The following is an 18,729-nucleotide window of genomic DNA, read 5'->3' as shown; positions in this document are numbered from 1 at the left end:
GCATCCGGCGGGCGTTCGTGCTACAAAGCGGAATGCCGCGCCGGCAAGCTCGATCGCTGGCTGCGTTTTGCGCGCTTCTTGCAGCGCCCTGCTTCGCGTCAGGTTTCCGCGCAGCTTCCGATCCGCTTCATGAAAAAAGGCTTCTACACAATCATCGCGGCGCAGTTCATTTCGTCGCTCGCGGACAATGCCCTGCTGATCGCCGCCATCGCCCTGCTATCGGTGATCCGTTCGGCCGCCTGGGTCACGCCGCTGCTGCAGATTTTCTTCACTGTCTCCTACGTGTTGCTCGCCCCCTTCGTCGGCGCCTTCGCCGACGCGCTGCAAAAGCGCCACGTCATGTTCATCTCCAACGCGCTCAAGGCGAGCGGTTGCCTGATGATGATTGCCGGCGTCCATCCGATGATTGCGTATGGCGTGGTCGGTTTTGGCGCGGCCGCGTATTCGCCGGCCAAATACGGCATTCTCACCGAGCTCCTGCCCGCGGAAAAACTCGTCAAGGCGAACGCGTGGCTCGAATCGGCCACCGTCCTGTCGACCATTGTCGGCACGATGGTCGGCGGCGCATTGATCAGCACGCTCGCCGACCGGTTCGTCGCGCATGCGCATCTGCCGCTGATCCGCTCTTCCGCCGATCTGGCGATGTTCGCGGTGATGGTTACGTATGCCATCGCGGCGGCGATCAACATCTTCATTCCCGATACCGGCGCGCGTTATCCGAATCGTTTGAACGAGCCGAAGAAACTGGTCGGCGATTTCTATCATTGCTTCAACGTGCTGTGGGCCGACAAGCTCGCACAGATCGCGCTGTGGGTCACGACGCTGATGTGGGGTGGCGCGGTCACGCTGCAATTGCTCGTGCTCAAATGGGCGAACGTGAATCTTGGCTTGTCGCTTTCGAAGGCGGCCGTGATGCAAGGCGTGACGGGGCTCGGCATCGCCGTCGGTGCGTCTGCCGCCGCCGCGCTGATCCCATTGCGTAGTTCGCTGCGCGTGCTGCCGGTCGGCATCCTCACCGGCGCGGTTGCGATCGCCGTGGCTTTCTACAACAAGGACCTGTTTCCGGCGGGCGCCGGCATCCGTATCGGCTCGTACGTGTTGCCGATCTACATCCTGCTCGCCTATCCGTTGATGATCCTGCTCGGCGCGCTGTCCGGCTTTTTTATCGTGCCGATGAACGCGATCCTCCAGCATCGTGGCGCGACCTTGCTCTCCGCGGGGCATTCGATCGCGGTGCAGAATTTCAACCAGAATCTGGCCGTGCTGCTGATGCTCGGGGCCTACGCGATACTGCTCACCGCGAAGATGCCGGCGCAATGGATCATTGTCGTATTCGGCAGCTTCATCACGTTCATGATGTGGCTCGCCAAGCGGCGCAGCGCCGTGAATGAGCGCACGGTGGATATGCGGGCGCTCGTTGAAGAATGATGGCACGGCGAGAATCGCCCGGCTGGCGCGAGAATCTGTCTTACGACAGGTAAGTTGCGTAGCGCCTGGCCATCCGGCCAGGGTCCGCTCACCGCGCTGGCGGGTTAAACTCACGCCCTGAACAGCTAACGCAAAAAGACACCACGGATGGGCATTCAAACCGCAGCGGCCAATGACGTCGCACAACACACGCCGATGATGCAGCAATATCTGCGCATCAAGGCGGATCATCCGGGCACGCTGGTGTTCTACCGGATGGGCGACTTCTACGAGCTCTTTTTCGAAGACGCGGAAAAGGCCGCGCGTCTGCTCGATTTAACACTTACGCAGCGCGGCGCCTCGGCGGGCAATCCGATCAAGATGGCGGGCGTGCCGCATCACGCCGTCGAACAATATCTGGCCAAGCTGGTGAAGCTCGGCGAATCCGTCGCGATTTGCGAACAGATCGGCGACCCGGCTACGTCGAAAGGGCCCGTCGAGCGCAAAGTGATGCGCGTGGTCACGCCCGGCACGCTGACGGACGCAGCGCTCCTGTCCGACAAGAACGACGTCTACCTGATGGCGCTGTGCGTCGCGCATAATCGGCGCGGCGTCGCCACGAGCGTCGGGCTCGCGTGGCTGAATCTGGCGAGCGGCGCGTTGCGCCTCGCCGAAGTGGCGCCCGACCAGGTGGCCGCCGCGCTCGAGCGGATTCGTCCTGCGGAAATTCTGGTGGCCGATGCGCCCGCCGACTCCGCGAGCTGGACGCCGCCGGTCAACGCCGGCGCCCTTACCCGCGTGCCGGTGTGGCACTTCGATATCGCCTCGGGCACGCAGCGTCTGTGCGACCAGTTGGAAGTGGCCGGCCTCGACGGCTTTGGCGCGCACTCGCTGACAGCCGCATGCGGCGCGGCCGGCGCGCTGCTGCTGTATGCGGCGGCCACGCAAGGCCAGCAATTGCGTCACGTGCGCAGCCTGAAGGTCGAGTACGAGTCGGAATATATCGGGCTCGACCCCGCCACACGCCGCAATCTAGAACTCACCGAAACACTGCGCGGCACCGAATCGCCCACGCTGTGTTCACTGCTCGACACCTGCTGCACGACGATGGGCAGCCGTCTGTTGCGTCACTGGCTGCATCATCCGCCGCGTGAAGCTGCCGTGGCGCAAGCACGTCAGCAGGCCATCGGCGCATTGCTCGACGCACCGCTCGGTGCGGGCGTCGACACGCTACGCGGCGCATTGCGGCAAATCTCCGACATCGAGCGGATCACCGGGCGTCTCGCGCTGCTGTCGGCGCGGCCGCGCGATCTGTCGAGCCTGCGCGATACGTTCATCGCCTTGCCCGAGTTGCGCACGCAACTCGCGGCCGTTTCGTCCAATGCGGATTCGCTGGCGCGTATCGATGCATCGCTGGAACCGCCGCAAGCCTGCGTCGAACTGCTCAAGCGCGCGGTCGCGCAGGAGCCCGCCGCGATGGTGCGCGACGGCGGCGTGATCGCGCGTGGTTACGATGCGGAACTCGATGAGTTGCGAGATATTTCGGAGAACTGCGGGCAGTTCCTGATCGACCTCGAAACGCGCGAACGGGCGCGCACCGGCATCGGTAATCTGCGCGTCGAGTACAACAAGGTGCACGGCTTCTATATCGAAGTCACGCGCGGCCAGACTGACAAGGTGCCGGACGACTACCGCCGCCGTCAGACGCTGAAAAACGCCGAGCGTTACATCACGCCTGAGCTGAAGACGTTCGAAGACAAGGCATTGTCCGCGCAGGAGCGCGCGCTGGCCCGCGAACGCTCGCTTTATGACGCGTTGCTGCAAGCGCTGCTGCCTTTTATCCCGGACTGCCAGCGGGTCGCGGCGGCACTCGCCGAACTCGATCTGCTCGCGGCCTTCGCCGAACGCGCTCGCGCACTCGATTGGGTCGCGCCGACGTTTTCGCCGGATACCGGTATCGAAATCGAGCAGGGCCGGCATCCGGTTGTCGAGGCACAGGTCGAGCAATTTATCGCTAACGACTGCACGCTCACACCCGAGCGCAAGCTGCTGCTGATCACCGGCCCGAACATGGGCGGTAAATCGACCTTCATGCGGCAGACCGCGCTGATCGCGTTGCTGGCCTACGTCGGCAGCTATGTGCCCGCACGGCGCGCGGCATTCGGTCCGATCGATCGCATCTTCACGCGGATCGGCGCCGCGGACGATCTGGCCGGCGGCCGCTCGACCTTTATGGTGGAGATGACCGAAGCCGCAGCGATCCTGAACGACGCAACACCGCAAAGTCTCGTGCTGATGGACGAAATCGGGCGCGGCACGTCGACGTTCGACGGCCTCGCGCTGGCGTGGGCCATCGCGCGGCACCTGCTCTCGCACAATGGCTGTCATACGCTGTTCGCCACCCACTACTTCGAATTGACGCAGTTGCCCGCTGAGTTTCCACACGCGGCCAATGTGCACCTTTCGGCAGTCGAGCATGGGCACGGCATCGTGTTCCTGCATGCGGTCAGCGAAGGGCCAGCGAATCAGAGCTATGGTTTGCAGGTCGCGCAACTGGCCGGTGTGCCGAACGCAGTGATTCGTGCCGCCCGCAAGCATCTTGCGCATCTCGAACAACAATCGGCGGCGCAACCCGCTCCGCAACTCGATCTGTTCGCCGCACCTATGCCCATGCTGCTTGAAGACGCCGACGACGGCCCCAGTGACAAGCAGACAGCAACGGCAGCGTCGCCGGCCATGCAGGCGCTCGTCGAACGTCTGCGTGCAATCGATCCGAACGATCTGCGGCCACGCGAAGCGCTCGATCTGCTGTACGAACTGCACGACCTGGCCGCCGCGCCGGATGCAGATCATTGACGCACACAGGCCCTCACAGCGCCCGCGCAAACTTTGCGCGGCGCTGACCAATGCTCTCACGCTTACGGGCGGCTTTGCGTCTCTAGCGTCGTTTGTGGTGCTCGTGGTGAGTGCCCCGCTCGCGCACGCCGAAGCGCCGCGCTTTGCGTTCGCGGTCATCGCCAGCACGATGCAAAGCCCCGCCGACGAAGCGCCCACCCAACGTCTGATTGACGCAATCGGCCGCGACCGCGACGTATCGTTCGTCGTCTATGACGGCAATCTGAAGGGCGCGAAAGAAGCCTGCCGCGATGCGTTATACGAACGGCGCCACGCGCTGCTCGAAACATCGCGGCCCGCCCTCTTCTTCATTCCGGGCCAGCACGACTGGGCCGACTGCGGCACGGCTGAGGCCGGCGGCTTCGACCCGGTCGAGCGGCTCGATCAACTGCGCCAGACCCTCTTCACCGACTCCACCTCGATGGGTCAGAACCCGATCGCATTGACACGCGAGAGCGAAGTGTCGCGTTTCCGTCCGTTCCGGGAAAACGTGCGCTGGCAAGTCGGCGATACCGTGTTTGTCGGTCTGAACGCGCCGAGCCCGAACAATCACTATCTGACCGCGGGCGGCCGCAATGGTGAGTTCGAAGATCGCGTGATCGCCAATGCATTCTGGCTCGAACATGCCGGCGAATACGCAAAACGCCGCGACGCGCGCGCGATTGTCGTCTTCATTCAGGGCGACCCCGATCCGGAGCGCTACGAACGGCCCGACCGTTTCGCGTGGCTACGCTTTGCGCGAAACACGCGACGCGACGGCTTTCTGGAATTCAAACGCAGCCTCGTCAAACTCGCGCAGATTTTTCGCGGACCGGTGCTGGTGATTCATTGCGACGACGAACGCGCGAGCGCCGGCTTCGTGATCGATCAGCCGCTACGCAATGACAAGGGGATGCTGGTGACGAACCTCACGCGTGTCGCGCTTGCGCCGCATGATCGTCTTAACCAGTGGATTCAGATTGAAGCGGATCTCGGCAAGAAACCGCCGTTCCGCGTGAGTGTGCGCGACGTGCCGAAGCAAATGCCAATGCCGATAGCAGCACCGGCGCCGCAGCGCGAAGAGCCGGCCGCTTCGATGCCGGCCGTGCCCGCCTTGGGCCCCGCTTCCGAGTTGCCGCCGTTGTTGCAAACGCCCGGGCAGCAGCAACCGGACTCGCAGCAACACAGATCGACGGACGACGGCAACGGCGAGTATGGGCCTGCCATGTCCGGCCCGCCCGCCTCGACCGTTTTGCCGCACGCACCGAGTACGCCCTCAGGCGCGCCCAGTACGCCCGCAAGCTCAGTGCAGCGTGGGCCCTGACTTGTCGTCTTCGGCTTCGTCGTCATCGTCATCGAGGACTTCGAGGCCGTCGGCGCCATGCGCGTGTTCGTGCTGGATTTCGTCTTCCGTAGCCGGACGCACGTCCTTGACGGTCAGCGCGAAACGCAGCGCCATGCCGGCGAGCGGATGGTTGCCGTCGAGCACGACTTTGTCTTCCGCCACGTCGGTCACCACGTAGACGAGCGAATCGAGATCCTCATCGCCTTCTTCCGGCGTGCCTTCGAATTGCATGCCGACTTCGAGCGGTTCCGGGAAGCGATCGCGCGGCTCGATCTTCACGAGATCGGGATCGTACTCGCCGAACGCGTCTTGCGGCTCGAGCTGGATCTGAGTCTCGAAGCCGGCCTCGTGGCCGTCGAGCTCTTCCTCGATCTTGGGGAACGTGCCATCATAGCCGCCGTGCAGATAGACCATCGGCTCGTCGCTTTCTTCAATCAGATTGCCCTGCGCATCCGATAGCTTGTAAGCGACCGACACGACGGTGTTCTTTGCGATTTTCATTCGATTCTCCAGAATACAACTCACATTATACGATGCCCAAGCGGCCCACTGACCACCCGGCCGATGCAGCTTCGGCACGGAATTCTTCGCCGGCTTCAAAGCCGGCTCGCCCTATTCTCCCGCCCTCGCCCGACACGCCCATACCCTTGCTCGGCAATCTGACACCGTCGCAATTCATGCGCCGGTACTGGCAGAAGAAGCCGCTGCTGATCCGCCAGGCGATCCCGAACGTAGAGGCGCCGCTGTCGCGCGAGGAGTTTTTCGAGCTGGCCGATCAGGACGAAGTCGAAGCACGTCTGATCACGCACTTTCGCAACAAATGGCAGTTGGAGCACGGCCCGTTCGCGCCGGATGAACTGCCCTCGCTCAAGCAGCGCGCCTGGACCTTGCTCGTACAAGGCGTGGATCTTTACGACGATCGCGCGCGCGCCTTGCTCGACCGTTTCCGCTTCGTGCCGGACGCGCGTCTGGACGACCTGATGATTTCGTATGCAAGCGATGGCGGCGGCGTCGGCCCCCACTTCGATTCCTACGATGTGTTTCTTTTGCAAGTAAAAGGCAAACGCAGGTGGCGAATAAGTGCTCAGAAAGATCTGACACTCCAACCGGGTTTGCCGTTGAAAGTTTTACAGCATTTCGAAGCAGAAGAGGAATGGCTGCTCGAGCCGGGCGACATGCTGTACCTGCCGCCGCATATCGCTCATGACGGTGTTGCCGAAGGCGAATGCATGACCTGCTCGATCGGTTTTCGCGCCCCGTCCGCGGGCGAATTGACCGCGCAGTTCCTCTATCATCTGGCCGAACGCGGCGACTCGGCCGCGCGGCCCGATGCGCTTTATCGCGACCCGCAGCAAGCCGCAGTAGACCGTCCGGCAGCGCTGCCCGCCGCCTTGATCGAACGGGTTGGTTCGATCCTTGCTGGCGTCAAGTGGAGTGAGCAGGACATTGCGTCGTTCCTTGGCACGTACCTAAGCGAACCGAAGCCGAGCGTTGTGTTTGATCCGCCGCAACGACCGCTCAATGAAGCACGTTTCATCAGTCAGGCATCCAAGTCTGGCATTCGACTGGACCGCAAGACTAATTTGTTGTACAACCGCCGTTTTTTCTTCCTAAATGGAGAGGAAACGCCGTTTAATGGGGCCAAAAAGTGGTTGATTGACCTCGCTGACCACCGGTGTCTGAGTGCGAAACGCTTTGTAACACTCTCAGACGATTCGTCGGTGACAGCACTGCTTCACGAGTGGTATTGTGCGGGCTGGATACAAGTGGGCGAGCTTGCGTAACTCTGCCCGCCTGTTATACCGTACTGTGAAATTTTGTATGAGAAAGACAACGTATTGACCCCGGATTTATGGATTGTCAGTACGAAAGTGCATATAATTTCCGCCCAAGCCGTAGGGAAGATTCTAGCTCGTCAAAAGAGCGTCTCCACCAACGGCCCAGGTCGATGTTGGAGCACATTACCGGTATTATTTTGCGCTGTTGCTTACCTTTAACCATAAAAGGACGTGATCATGAAGAAATCCCTCCTCGTAGCATCCCTGTTGGCAGCTGTGGCACTGGCTGCATGCAACAAGAGCAACGATCAAGCAGCTGCCCCGGCTAGCGACGCAGCTGCTGCTTCGGCACCGGCTGCTGCAGCTTCGGATTCGGCTGCTGCTGCATCGGGTGCGGCTGCTGCTGCGAGCGACGCTGCTGCTTCGGCTACGACCGCTGCTTCGGACGCAGGCGCTGCTGCTTCGGCTGCTGCTCCGGCTTCGGGCGCAAGCCAGTAAGCTGTCGCATAGGGTTCGCCTCTGGGCGAAAACTGCTCCGGGAAATCACCTCGATTTCCTGGGCAGTAAAGCAAAACGCCACGGATTCAAATCCGTGGCGTTTTGTCATTTAAGCGCCGTTTTTTACAACGGCATTCGCTTAATCACCTGCTATTCAGCCGGCGTTGCGTTCTCTTCGAAGAATTCACGCACGACTTCGATCTCTCGCGTGCGTTTAAATGGCGGCAGGCTTTGCCATATACGGCGCCCATACGGTTTGTCGACGAGACGGGTATCGCAGATCATCAGCACGCCACGATCGGTCTCAGCGCGAATCAGACGGCCTGCGCCCTGCTTGAGGGTAATCACAGCCTGCGGCAACTGGTGGACGGCGAACGGGCTCAATCCCTTCTTCGTTAGCGCATCGAGACGCGCCGACAACACCGGGTCATCAGGCGGCGCAAACGGCAGCTTGTCGATCACGACCAGCGAGAGCGCATCGCCCCGCACGTCCACGCCTTCCCAGAAGCTCTGGCTGCCCACCAGAATCGCATTGCCATACGCACGGAAGCGATCGAGCAACTCGGTGCGACTCGCGTCACCCTGCACGAGCAACGGATAGTCCCAGCCGCGTGCTTCAATGGTGTCGCGCAGTTTGGCCGAGATGCGGTCCACCGCGCGCAACGTCGTGCACAACATGAATACGCCGCCGCCCGATGCTTCGATCGCGGGCAATGCGGCGTCGAACACGGCGTCGGTGAACATTGGCGACGAAGGCTGCGGCAAATTGCGCGGCACATACAGAAGCCCTTGCGTCGGATAGTCGAAGGGGCTCGGCAGCGTCATCGAGCGCTTTGCGTTCAGGCCCATCTGCGCCGCGTAGTGCGTGAAGTCGCCACGCACCGACAATGTCGCCGAGGTGAAGATCCAAGCGCGCGGCACACCCGCGCGCTGCTTAGCGAAGATCGGCGCAACCGACAGCGGTGTTTCGTGCAATTGCACCGTATGCGCGAACACTTCGATCCAGCGCACCTTTTCGTTCGGATCGGTGCGTTCGGCCTTGGCGTCCTCCGCGGCGGCGTCAGCGGATGCGCGTTCGGTCTCGGTGGGCGGTGTGGTCCAGCCCGCGAGCACGCCTTGCAGTTCGCGTGCGCGGCGCAGACACGCCCCGATCGATTCGGCTCGCTCGGCCTGACCCGCCAACGCGGACGTCAATGCGTCGAGCTCGGTCTCAAGTGTTTCGAGTGCGGGGAATAGCGGATGATCGTCGGGCAACTGACCGATCGACAAGCGCACCGTGTCCTCCTTGAAAGCGAGCCGCACGTCACGCGCCGCGCGTTCGAGTGTCGAGCCGAGCTTGACCCAGTCGACCGATTCACGCGCATGACCCAGGCCCTCCGCCACGGAATCGCGCGCGAGCTCGAGAAATTGCGTGGTGGAAAGCGTCTCGCCGAAAAACAGCGTCGCGGTTTCAGGCAGTTGATGCGCTTCGTCGAAGATGATGGTGTTGGCCGTCGGCAGCAATTCAGCCATGCCGGTATCGCGCAACATGATGTCGGCGAAAAACAGATGGTGATTCACCACCACGATATCGGCCTGCTGCGCCTCGCGGCGCGCCTGCATCACAAAACATTCCTTGTAATGCGGGCACTCCTGGCCAAGACAGTTCTCACGCGTGGACGTGACCATCGACCACACTGCCGCCGTTTCCGGCACGCTCGCGAGTTCGGCCTTGTCGCCGGTGCGCGTGATCTTGGCGAAGCGAATGATGTCCTGCAGATACGAGGTTTCCTGGCGCGACGGCAGGCGACCGTTATCCGCTGTGCGCTGCAGATAGTAATGGCATAGGTAGTTCGCGCGGCCCTTGAGCATCGCCACCGACACCGGCACAGCGAGCGCATCGCGCACGGTCGGAATATCGCGCTGAAAGAGCTGATCCTGCAGATGCTTGGTGCCGGTGGAGACGATCACCTTGCCGCCCCACAACATGGCCGGCACGAGATACGCATAGGTCTTGCCGGTGCCGGTGCCCGCTTCCACGATCAGCGTGTTTTCGCTGCCGTCGAGAGCGCTCGATTCGTCGTTTTCAGGAGCCCCAGTTGCCGCCTCCGCGCCTGGCGATTGCAGACGCCGCGCCGGACGCTTTTGCGCCTCGAACATCGCGGGCTCAGGCATCGCACGGCCCGACGCTTCCATGGCCGCCGCGACGGCGCGCGACATCTCGATCTGCGACGCGCGCGAACGATAGCCGTCGATCTGACGGGCGAGCAGGCCGTTGTCGGCGAAGATATCGTCCAGTTCGGCAACGCGGCGTGGATTCAGCGACGCGGAGAGCGCAGACGCGGGAGGACGCAGCGCGGGCGTGCCGGCCGCCGGAGCGTCCTCGCCCGCCGTGGCGTGTGGTGAAGTTTCAAGCGGTGAATTCAAGGCAAGCGTTTCCTGCAAAGTCCGGCGCGCGCGGCGCGACCCGGCACCTGCCAGGGCGCGAACTCAGGCGCGTGCGTCCGGTTCGAGCTGCAATTGCAGCAAGATGATGGTGTCCTTGACTTTGAGTTTGCGCTTTTTCAGGCGCTGCAACTCGAAGTCGTCGATGCCGGGCTCTTCCGACATTCGGTCGATCAAGCGATCGAGCCCACTATGCTCCGATTCCAGTTGCAGAATACGGTCGCGCAATGTGTCCGCGGTGATGACGTGATGTTGATCGCGCATGCTCGCCTCCTCTCGTATGCGGCACAGGGCTGCATATGCAGCCCAATGCCTGAGGTTGCTGTCCGGCTTAAAACGCGTTACGACGACTGCTGCCTGGCTACTACCCTACCAGAACCCGCTACAGCACACCTACTGTTGTTCCTTTTGCTGCTTTTGCTGTTCTTCAAGCTGCTGTTGCTCTTTCAACTGGTCCTGACGTTTCTGCTCGGCTTTCTCGGCCGCCTGCTTCTGACGAGCCTCGACATCGGCCTTGTGCTGCGCCGCATCGGCCTGCTTTTTCTCGAAGGTCTGCTGCTTCTCCACCCGCTCCTGCGCCTTTTGCGCGCCCTGCTGACGCGCCTGGTCAAGCTTGCGCTGGAAGTCGCCCTGCTTCTGGTCGTATGCCTGGCTGTTGGCAGCGGCCTGCGACGGACTGATGCCGCGCTGCGCCTGATCCAGCGCGTGCTGTTGTTGCTTCTGCTGATAGGCTTGCTCGTTGGCGCTGCGTTGCGGCGCCTCGGCCGCGCGCTGCGCCTGGTCGAGCTGGTGTTGGCGCTGCTTGTCTTCGTAGGCCTGGGCGTTGCGCGCGTCGTCAGCGGCACGCTGCGGCGCGCTGGCTTCGTCTTGCGCGCGCTTGAGCGCTGCCTGCTCGTCACGCTGGCGGGCGTGCTGGACACGCTGTTCGCCGTCGAGCGCGAGCTGTTCCTTGCGAATATCGGCCTGCACCGAACGCATGCTGTCGCGCGCTTTGTTCAGACAGTGGTTGACAAAGAACTTACTGTAGCAATCGTGTTCGGCGACCGCGTAACGGTAGTTGTTTTCCTCAGTACGCTGATCGAGGACTTTCTGCCGCGCGTCGAATGCGCTGTTGGGCGATGCCGCGTTATCGGCATTGTCCGCGCCCGTGGCGCTCAGGGTGCTCGTTGTGCCCGAAGCCGCTGCCGGCGCGAGGCTGCTGGCGGCCACGAGCGGCGCTGCGGATTGCGCTACGGCCGGCGCGGACATGGCCAGCGAAGCTGCCATGACGCACGACGCGCACGAAACGAAAAACATCCCATTGGACGGAAGCGCTGACCTGAACAGGGACCGCAACACCGACGTGAGCGATGTAAGCGGCGAGCGCGACACACGCGGCGTCAGAAAAAGCGGTAATTGTGACAAGCGAGAGACCAAGCGGGAGTCCAGGCGGTTGAGGGACAGGGAGGTTGGCAACGTCGTAATTGGTCAACGGAACATGCCCGAAATTCTATCACCCTGCGGTTGAGCCCTTTTGCATTTATGGCAAAATGCCCCGCTCCAGCAACCTGGTCGCAGCGCGCATACCCAGCGTACACCGGTGTGCCCGACGTGGGCCCGGAGTATGCCTGGCATGTGTCGGGCATGTGCCACTACGGCGCGACCTTTGATTGAGCAGCAGGAACACCAAGACCTTATGACGGAAACCGTAGCACTCAAGATCGTACAGCGCATCGCCGCCGAACTGTCCGTCCAGCCGCGCCAGGTCGCGGCCGCGGTGCAACTTCTCGACGAAGGAGCGACTGTTCCGTTCATCGCCCGCTACCGGAAGGAAGTGACCGACAATCTCGACGACACGCAACTGCGTAATCTCGAGGAGCGCCTGCTGTACCTGCGCGAGCTGGAAGACCGGCGCGCCACGATCATCGCGAGCATCGACGAACAGGGCAAGCTCACCGACGAACTGCGCGCCGCGATCGAAGGCGCCGACAGCAAGCAGGTGCTGGAAGACCTGTATCTCCCGTATAAGCCCAAGCGCCGCACGCGCGCGCAGATCGCCCGCGAAGCCGGCCTGCAGCCGCTCGCCGACGCGCTGCTGGCCAATCCCCTCCTCGACCCGCAAACCGAAGCCGCCGCCTACGTGGACGCCGAGAAAGGCGTCGCCGACATCAAGGCCGCGCTCGACGGCGCGCGCGACATCCTCTCCGAACAGTTCGGCGAAACCGCGGATCTGCTCGGCAAGCTGCGCGATTACCTGTTCAACCAGGGCGTGGTGTCGTCGAAAGTGGTCGAGGGCAAGGAAAACGCGGAAGAAGAAAAATTCCGCGATTACTACGATTACGCGGAAACCATTCGAACCGTGCCGTCACATCGCGCGCTGGCCCTGTTCCGCGGCCGCAATGCGGGCGTGCTGATGGTCAAGCTCGGGCTCGGCGAAGAACTCGACGCGCAAGTGCCGCATCCGGGCGAAGCGTTGATCGCCCGCCACTTCGGCATCGCCAATCAGAACCGTCCGGCCGACAAGTGGCTCGCCGACGTGTGCCGCTGGTGCTGGCGCGTGAAGGTGCAGCCGCATATCGAAAACGAACTGCTGACCAATCTGCGCGACGAAGCCGAACATGAAGCGATCCGCGTGTTCGCGCGCAATCTGAAGGACTTGCTGCTGGCAGCGCCCGCCGGACCGAAGGCCGTGATCGGCCTCGATCCGGGCATGCGCACCGGCGTGAAAGTCGCCGTGGTCGACCGGACCGGCAAGGTGCTCGCCACCGACGTGATTTATCCCCACGAGCCGCGCCGCGACTGGGACGGCTCGATTGCGAAACTGGCGCGCATCTGTGCACAGACGCAGGCTGAGCTGATCAGTATCGGCAACGGTACGGCGTCGCGCGAAACGGACAAGCTTGCGAGCGAGCTGATCGCGCGTCATCCGGAATTCAAGCTGCAGAAGATCGTCGTCTCGGAAGCCGGTGCGTCCGTGTACTCGGCCTCCGAACTCGCGGCGAAAGAATTCCCGGACATGGACGTGTCGCTGCGCGGCGCGGTGTCGATTGCGCGCCGTTTGCAGGATCCGCTCGCGGAACTGGTGAAGATCGAGCCGAAGGCAATCGGCGTCGGCCAGTATCAGCACGACGTGAATCAGCGCGAACTGGCCCGCTCGCTCGACGCGGTGGTCGAGGATTGCGTGAACGCGGTCGGCGTGGACGCCAATACGGCGTCGGTCGCGTTGCTCGCGCGCGTGTCGGGTTTGAACGCGACGCTGGCTCGTAACATCGTTGACTATCGCGATGCAAACGGCCCGTTCCCGTCGCGCGAACATCTGCGCAAGGTGCCGCGTCTGGGCGACAAGACCTTCGAACAGGCCGCCGGTTTTCTGCGCATCAACAACGGCGAGAACCCGCTCGATCGTTCGTCGGTTCACCCGGAAGCGTATCCGGTCGTGGAACGCATGCTGGCGAAGATCAGCAAGCATGTCGGCGAAGTACTCGGCAATCGCGATGCACTGCGTGGCCTCTCGCCGGCCGAATTCGTCGACGAACGTTTCGGCCTGCCGACCGTGCGCGACATTCTGCTGGAACTCGAAAAACCGGGCCGCGACCCGCGCCCCGAGTTCAAGACCGCGACCTTCCGTGAAGGCGTCGAGAAGGTCAGCGATCTGACGCCGGGCATGGTGCTCGAAGGCGTCGTGACGAACGTGGCGGCCTTCGGTGCGTTCGTCGACATCGGCGTGCATCAGGACGGTCTGGTGCACGTGTCGGCCATGTCGACGAAGTTCATCAAAGACCCGCACGAAGTGGTCAAGGCCGGCCAGATCGTCAAGGTGAAGGTGCTGGAAGTCGACGTGAAGCGCCAGCGTATCGCGCTGACCATGCGTCTGGACGACGAGTTCGGCGCGGCAGCCGCGCCGCGCAGCGGTGGCGGCGCCCAGCAGGATCGGGGCGGTTCGAGCCGTTCGGGCGGTGCTGGCCGCGGCGCGCAGCAACAGCGCTCGCGTGAGCCGGAAGCAGGCGGCGCAATGGCCGCGGCATTCGCCAAGCTCAAGCAGAAATAAGCGGGTTCGTCAGTGCGTGATTCGCTCACGCACTGACATCCGCGATGACTGAGCAGAAAAAAAACCCACGCAATTGCGTGGGCTTTTTTTATCTCTTTTCGCTTGCCGCGCCTTCACATGCAAGGCGCGTCCGAACCTCGATCCGTCGCGTCAGATCTCGATCTTCGTCCCCAACTCCACCACCCGGTTGGCGGGAATACTGAAGAAGTCGGTCGGCTTGGCGGCATTCTGATGCATCCATGCGAACACACGTTCGCGCCACACCGACATGCCAGGCAACTGCGTCGGCACGACCGTTTCACGGGCGAGGAAGAACGACGTGTCCATCAACTCGAAGGTCATGTCGTGCGTGCGGCCGACTTCGAGCAACACAGCCTTCACGTCAGGCGTTTCGTTGAAACCGTACGCTGCCTTGACGAGGAACAAGCCGCCGTTCAGATCCTTTACCGTCACGCGTTCCGCATCATTCACATACGGAATATCCAGCGTCACGAAAGTCAGGAAAATCGTGCGTTCGTGCAGCACCTTGTTGTGCTTCAGGTTGTGCAGCAAGCTCACCGGCACGAGCGAATCGCTACCCGTCAGATAGATCGCGGTACCCGACACACGATGCGGAGGATGCGCGAGCAGACCCTGCAGGAACGGCATAAGCGGAATACCGTCAGCCGCTGTACGCTCCTTGACGATCATCCTGCCCTTGAACCAGGTCATCAGCAGGAAGAACAGGAGCGCGCCGATGCCGAGCGGCAGCCAGCCGCCTTCGGCCACCTTGAGCAGATTGGCGCCGAAAAAGCCTAAATCGACCGCCATGAACACGCCGATGATCAGCGCCACGAGGAACTTGTTCCAGTTCCACACATTCACCATGACGACGCAGGCCAGGACCGTGGTGATGACCATGGTGGCCGTCACCGCGATACCGTACGCGGCGGCGAGGTTATCCGAGCTCTTGAACGCGATCACGATGCACAGAATGATGAACAGCAGCATCCAGTTCACCACCGGCACATAGATCTGGCCGATCGCCAGTTCCGACGTGTGCAGGATCTTCATGCGCGGCACGTAGCCGAGCTGGATCGCCTGGCTCGTCAACGAATAGGCGCCAGAAATCACGGCTTGCGACGCGATTACGGTCGCCACCGTGGACAGCACCACGAGGGGCAGCAGCGCCCAATCCGGTGCAAGCAGGAAGAACGGGTTTTCGATTGCCTTCGGGTCGTGCATCAGCAGCGCGCCCTGGCCGAAATAGTTCAGCACCAGCGAAGGCATTACGAGGAAGTACCAGGCCATGCGGATCGGCTTCGCACCGAAGTGGCCCATATCGGCGTACAGCGCTTCGGCGCCCGTCAGCACCAGCACGACCGAGCCAAGCACCACGTAAGCCTGCAACACGTGCGCGGCCATAAAGGTGTAGGCGTAGTACGGATTCAGTGCGCGGATCACATTCGGCGACTGCAGGATGTGCCACAGGCCGAGCGCGGCGAGCACCACGAACCACAGCACCATGATCGGGCCAAACAGGCGACCGACGGTGGCCGTTCCGTGCCGCTGAATCCAGAACAGCAGCACGAGGATCACCATCGTGAGCGGCAGCACCAGATGAGACAGATTGGGCGCCGCGATCTCAAGGCCTTCGACTGCGGAGATCACCGAAATGGCGGGCGTAATCACCGCGTCGCCATAGAACATGCAGGCGCCGAAAATGCCGAGCATCATCAACAGGCCGGCCATTTTCGACTTCTGGTCGAGAGAGCGCAGCGCCAGCGCCATCAGCGCGAGGACGCCGCCTTCGCCGTTGTTGTCGGCGCGCATCACGAACAAGACGTACTTGATGCTGACCACGATCACGATCGCCCAGAACAGCAGCGAGATCACACCCAGAATCGATTGGTTGGTCAGCGGAATGCCATGTGCCGGGCTGAAAGCTTCTTTCAGCGAGTACAGCGGGCTCGTGCCGATATCGCCGAACACCACTCCGATCGCAGCAATCGCGAGGGAAGGCAGAGGCTGTTTGTGCACGTGATTGTTATCTGTCATAGACGCGAGGAAATCCGTTCCCTGAGCGGAAAAAACGACCGCTATTCTAAACTGCCCGCCTAGCGCCGCCCGGCTTGTTGTGGATACACCACGTGGATGGTCCGCGCAGTGTAGCACTGCGATTTAGGCGCGTCTGCTGCGTCAGGCGTTTCGCCAGCGCGGCATGCGCGTTTTGCGAGGCACCCTTCGCGGGACATACGGCGGACACATAACGCACATAAAAAAAACGGAGCCCAATCGGGCTCCGTCTTGCAGACACTGCACGGGATACGACGCGATACACACGACGTCGTAGCGCGCATCACGTGCCCGACGACTCCTGGTCCTGCTGCATGCCGCGCTTGATCCACGCGCCGAGGTTATGCGGACGAACCGTGTCCCATTCCTCGAACGGCTGGTGAATCCACGGATTGGTCGGCAGATACTGCACATGGTAATCAGGCTTCACTTTCGAGCAGCCCTTGTACCAGAGTACCGCCGAGCGCACCGCGGTGATCGCCGGATAACGTTCTTTCAGATGCGCCTGCACGCGTGCCAGCGTCACACCCGAATCGACCAGATCGTCGACCAGCAGCACGTTGCCGTGCAGCTCTCCGCGCGTCATCGTGATGTATTGCGCGATGTCAAGCTCGCCCTGCTCCGTGCCGGCCGCTTCGCGGTACGAACTGGTGGCGAGAATCGCCAGCGGCAGATCGTAAATACGCGAGAGCTGGTCGCCGACGCGCAAACCGCCGCGCGCGAGACACAGAATCTTGTCGAACTTCCAGCCCGATTCATGCACCTGCAACGCCAGCAGTTCGATCAGCCGGTGATATTCGTCCCAGCCGACCCACAGGTTCTTGTCGTCGTTGCGCGGATCTTTCATCGCAATCATGGGTACACCTTGCACCATGGCTTAAACCTTGAACGGATGACGAAGCAGAATCGTTTCGTCGCGATCCGGACCGGTCGACACCATGTCGATCGGAATGCCCGCGACTTCCTGCACACGCGTCAGATACGCACGCGCGGTGGCCGGCAGCTTGTCCCATTCCGTGATGCCGACGGTGCTTTCCTTCCAGCCCGCGAAGGTTTCGTACACCGGTACGCAACGCGCGACTTCCGATGCGCCACGCGGCAGCAGGTCGATATTCTTGCCGTCGACCGTGTAGCCGACGCACAGCTTCACTTCGTCGAGGCCGTCGAGCACGTCGAGCTTGGTCATGCACAGACCCGACACGCCGTTGATCTGAATCGAGCGGCGCAGTGCGGCGGCGTCGAGCCAGCCGGTGCGGCGCGGACGACCGGTGACCGAGCCGAATTCCTTACCGACCTTGGCGAGTTCCAGGCCAATCGGTTCCTGACGCGCGGCGTTATCCGCGTCGTACAGTTCGCTCGGGAACGGGCCCGAACCGACACGCGTGCAATACGCCTTGGTGATGCCAAGAATGTAGTTCAGCTTTTGCGGACCCACACCTGCGCCCGCGGTAGCCGCACCGGCCACGCAGTTGCTCGACGTGACGTACGGATAGGTGCCGTGGTCGATGTCGAGCAGCGTGCCTTGCGCGCCTTCGAACAGCAGATTGTTGCCGGCGGCGTTTTCATCGTACAGACGGCGCGACACGTCGGTCACCATCGGCTTCAGACGGTCGGCATAGCTCAGCATCGTGTCGAGCGTTTGCTGGAAGTCGACTGCAGCGACGCCCAGGTATTGCGTCAACACGAAGTTGTGATAATCGAGATTTTCACGCAGACGTTCGGCGAAGCTTTCTGGCTCGAACAGGTCCTGCACGCGCAAACCGCGGCGCGCCACCTTGTCTTCGTAGGCCGGGCCGATGCCGCGGCCGGTGGTGCCGATCTTGCTCGCGCCACGGCGCGCTTCGCGGCCCTGGTCGATGGCAATGTGATACGGCAGGATCAGGGTGGTGGCTTCGGAAATGAAGAGGCGATTCTGAACATCGACCCCGGCGGCTTCGAGCTCGCCAATTTCCTTGAACAACGCTTCCGGCGACAACACGACGCCATTGCCGATGTAGCACGCGACGCCGGGATGCATGATGCCCGACGGAATCAGACGCAAGATGGTTTTCTTGCCGCCGATGATAAGCGTGTGACCGGCATTGTGACCGCCCTGGAAGCGAACGACGCCTTGGGCGTGGTCCGTCAGCCAGTCGACGATCTTGCCCTTGCCTTCATCACCCCACTGGGTCCCCACGACGACGACGTTGCGCCCGGGGTTCACATTCACTGCGCTGGCAGACATGTTGTTTCGTAAGCTGGTTAAAAACGTATTCTACCTATGTTCGCGGAACCTTCCGAATTTTTCCGTTTCCGCTCAACGGTATGCACGTTATGGTGGG

At 62.1% G+C, this 18,729-nt stretch carries 13 protein-coding genes; 6 read left to right on the top strand and 7 right to left on the bottom strand.

Annotated features, from left to right (window positions below):
- The first annotated feature begins 129 nt into the window (after positions 1 to 129).
- From lplT to KHO30_RS12145, 3 genes are all read left to right on the top strand, one after another.
- Positions 130 to 1,428, top strand: coding sequence for a lysophospholipid transporter LplT (lplT, locus tag KHO30_RS12155; protein ID WP_200617868.1), 1,299 nt, complete (start codon positions 130 to 132; stop codon positions 1,426 to 1,428).
- 147 nt (positions 1,429 to 1,575) lie between these two features.
- Entirely contained in the window at positions 1,576 to 4,263 is a 2,688-nt protein-coding gene (gene mutS / locus KHO30_RS12150; RefSeq protein WP_211701152.1) for a DNA mismatch repair protein MutS, read from the top strand.
- A complete protein-coding gene (locus tag KHO30_RS12145; RefSeq protein ID WP_211701151.1) occupies positions 4,250 to 5,605 on the top strand; it encodes a hypothetical protein in 1,356 nt (451 codons plus the stop codon). The genes mutS and KHO30_RS12145 overlap by 14 nt, the downstream gene beginning before the upstream one ends.
- Here the strand turns inward: KHO30_RS12145 and KHO30_RS12140 are convergent.
- Positions 5,585 to 6,127 (bottom strand): FKBP-type peptidyl-prolyl cis-trans isomerase, encoded by a 543-nt coding sequence (locus tag KHO30_RS12140; protein WP_093633511.1) that lies wholly within the window; start codon positions 6,125 to 6,127, stop codon positions 5,585 to 5,587. The two genes, KHO30_RS12145 and KHO30_RS12140, sit on opposite strands and share 21 nt — an antisense overlap.
- Positions 6,128 to 6,159: 32 nt before the next feature.
- Between KHO30_RS12140 and KHO30_RS12135 the strand changes: the two genes are divergently transcribed.
- Both KHO30_RS12135 and KHO30_RS12130 read left to right on the top strand, forming a co-directional pair.
- Positions 6,160 to 7,410 (top strand): cupin domain-containing protein, encoded by a 1,251-nt coding sequence (locus tag KHO30_RS12135; protein ID WP_211701150.1) that lies wholly within the window; start codon positions 6,160 to 6,162, stop codon positions 7,408 to 7,410.
- Positions 7,411 to 7,641: 231 nt separating this feature from the next.
- The gene (locus KHO30_RS12130) at positions 7,642 to 7,902 is read left to right on the top strand and encodes a hypothetical protein (protein ID WP_093633513.1); all 261 of its coding nucleotides are present in this window, start codon (positions 7,642 to 7,644) and stop codon (positions 7,900 to 7,902) included.
- A gap of 150 nt (positions 7,903 to 8,052) precedes the next feature.
- Here the strand turns inward: KHO30_RS12130 and yoaA are convergent, their stop codons facing one another.
- From yoaA to KHO30_RS12115, 3 genes are all read right to left on the bottom strand, one after another.
- A complete protein-coding gene (gene yoaA, locus KHO30_RS12125; protein WP_211701149.1) occupies positions 8,053 to 10,308 on the bottom strand; it encodes a DNA repair helicase YoaA in 2,256 nt (751 codons plus the stop codon).
- 63 nt (positions 10,309 to 10,371) lie between these two features.
- The gene (locus KHO30_RS12120; protein ID WP_093633515.1) at positions 10,372 to 10,590 is read right to left on the bottom strand and encodes a DUF465 domain-containing protein; all 219 of its coding nucleotides are present in this window, start codon (positions 10,588 to 10,590) and stop codon (positions 10,372 to 10,374) included.
- A gap of 129 nt (positions 10,591 to 10,719) precedes the next feature.
- Positions 10,720 to 11,622, bottom strand: a complete 903-nt coding sequence (locus KHO30_RS12115) for a hypothetical protein (RefSeq protein ID WP_211701148.1) — start codon at positions 11,620 to 11,622, stop codon at positions 10,720 to 10,722.
- A 379-nt stretch (positions 11,623 to 12,001) separates the two neighbouring features.
- Here KHO30_RS12115 and KHO30_RS12110 point away from each other — a divergent pair, with 379 nt between their 5' ends.
- Entirely contained in the window at positions 12,002 to 14,353 is a 2,352-nt protein-coding gene (locus tag KHO30_RS12110) for a Tex family protein (RefSeq protein ID WP_211701147.1), read from the top strand.
- A gap of 150 nt (positions 14,354 to 14,503) precedes the next feature.
- Here the strand turns inward: KHO30_RS12110 and KHO30_RS12105 are convergent, their stop codons facing one another.
- The 3 genes from KHO30_RS12105 to KHO30_RS12095 all read right to left on the bottom strand — a co-directional run bounded on the left by KHO30_RS12105 (position 14,504) and on the right by KHO30_RS12095 (position 18,632).
- A complete protein-coding gene (locus KHO30_RS12105; protein ID WP_211701146.1) occupies positions 14,504 to 16,390 on the bottom strand; it encodes a potassium transporter Kup in 1,887 nt (628 codons plus the stop codon).
- A gap of 301 nt (positions 16,391 to 16,691) precedes the next feature.
- The gene (locus KHO30_RS12100; RefSeq protein ID WP_175053700.1) at positions 16,692 to 17,282 is read right to left on the bottom strand and encodes a phosphoribosyltransferase; all 591 of its coding nucleotides are present in this window, start codon (positions 17,280 to 17,282) and stop codon (positions 16,692 to 16,694) included.
- A 3-nt stretch (positions 17,283 to 17,285) separates the two neighbouring features.
- Positions 17,286 to 18,632 carry an adenylosuccinate synthase gene (locus KHO30_RS12095; RefSeq protein ID WP_093633520.1) on the bottom strand — a complete coding sequence of 449 codons (1,347 nt, stop codon included), beginning with the start codon at positions 18,630 to 18,632 and terminating at the stop codon, positions 17,286 to 17,288.
- Positions 18,633 to 18,729 lie beyond the last annotated feature (97 nt).

The organism is Paraburkholderia aspalathi (genome assembly GCF_905220735.1).
Taxonomy (GTDB): domain Bacteria; phylum Pseudomonadota; class Gammaproteobacteria; order Burkholderiales; family Burkholderiaceae; genus Paraburkholderia; species Paraburkholderia aspalathi.
The sequence above is the reverse complement of the archived record's forward strand: the minus strand, read 5'-3'. Positions and strand labels throughout refer to the sequence as shown.

What these genes read in the sequence shown, in the direction of transcription:
- KHO30_RS12100 (WP_175053700.1), bottom strand. Translation starts at nt 17,282, where the DNA reads ATGGTGCAAGGTGTACCCATGATTGCGATGAAAGATCCGCGCAACGAC.
- KHO30_RS12105 (WP_211701146.1), bottom strand. Translation starts at nt 16,390, where the DNA reads ATGACAGATAACAATCACGTGCACAAACAGCCTCTGCCTTCCCTCGCG.
- mutS (WP_211701152.1), top strand. Translation starts at nt 1,576, where the DNA reads ATGGGCATTCAAACCGCAGCGGCCAATGACGTCGCACAACACACGCCG.
- KHO30_RS12145 (WP_211701151.1), top strand. Translation starts at nt 4,250, where the DNA reads ATGCAGATCATTGACGCACACAGGCCCTCACAGCGCCCGCGCAAACTT.
- KHO30_RS12095 (WP_093633520.1), bottom strand. Translation starts at nt 18,632, where the DNA reads ATGTCTGCCAGCGCAGTGAATGTGAACCCCGGGCGCAACGTCGTCGTC.
- KHO30_RS12130 (WP_093633513.1), top strand. Translation starts at nt 7,642, where the DNA reads ATGAAGAAATCCCTCCTCGTAGCATCCCTGTTGGCAGCTGTGGCACTG.
- lplT (WP_200617868.1), top strand. Translation starts at nt 130, where the DNA reads ATGAAAAAAGGCTTCTACACAATCATCGCGGCGCAGTTCATTTCGTCG.
- KHO30_RS12140 (WP_093633511.1), bottom strand. Translation starts at nt 6,127, where the DNA reads ATGAAAATCGCAAAGAACACCGTCGTGTCGGTCGCTTACAAGCTATCG.
- KHO30_RS12135 (WP_211701150.1), top strand. Translation starts at nt 6,160, where the DNA reads ATGCCCAAGCGGCCCACTGACCACCCGGCCGATGCAGCTTCGGCACGG.
- KHO30_RS12110 (WP_211701147.1), top strand. Translation starts at nt 12,002, where the DNA reads ATGACGGAAACCGTAGCACTCAAGATCGTACAGCGCATCGCCGCCGAA.
- KHO30_RS12115 (WP_211701148.1), bottom strand. Translation starts at nt 11,622, where the DNA reads ATGTTTTTCGTTTCGTGCGCGTCGTGCGTCATGGCAGCTTCGCTGGCC.
- KHO30_RS12120 (WP_093633515.1), bottom strand. Translation starts at nt 10,590, where the DNA reads ATGCGCGATCAACATCACGTCATCACCGCGGACACATTGCGCGACCGT.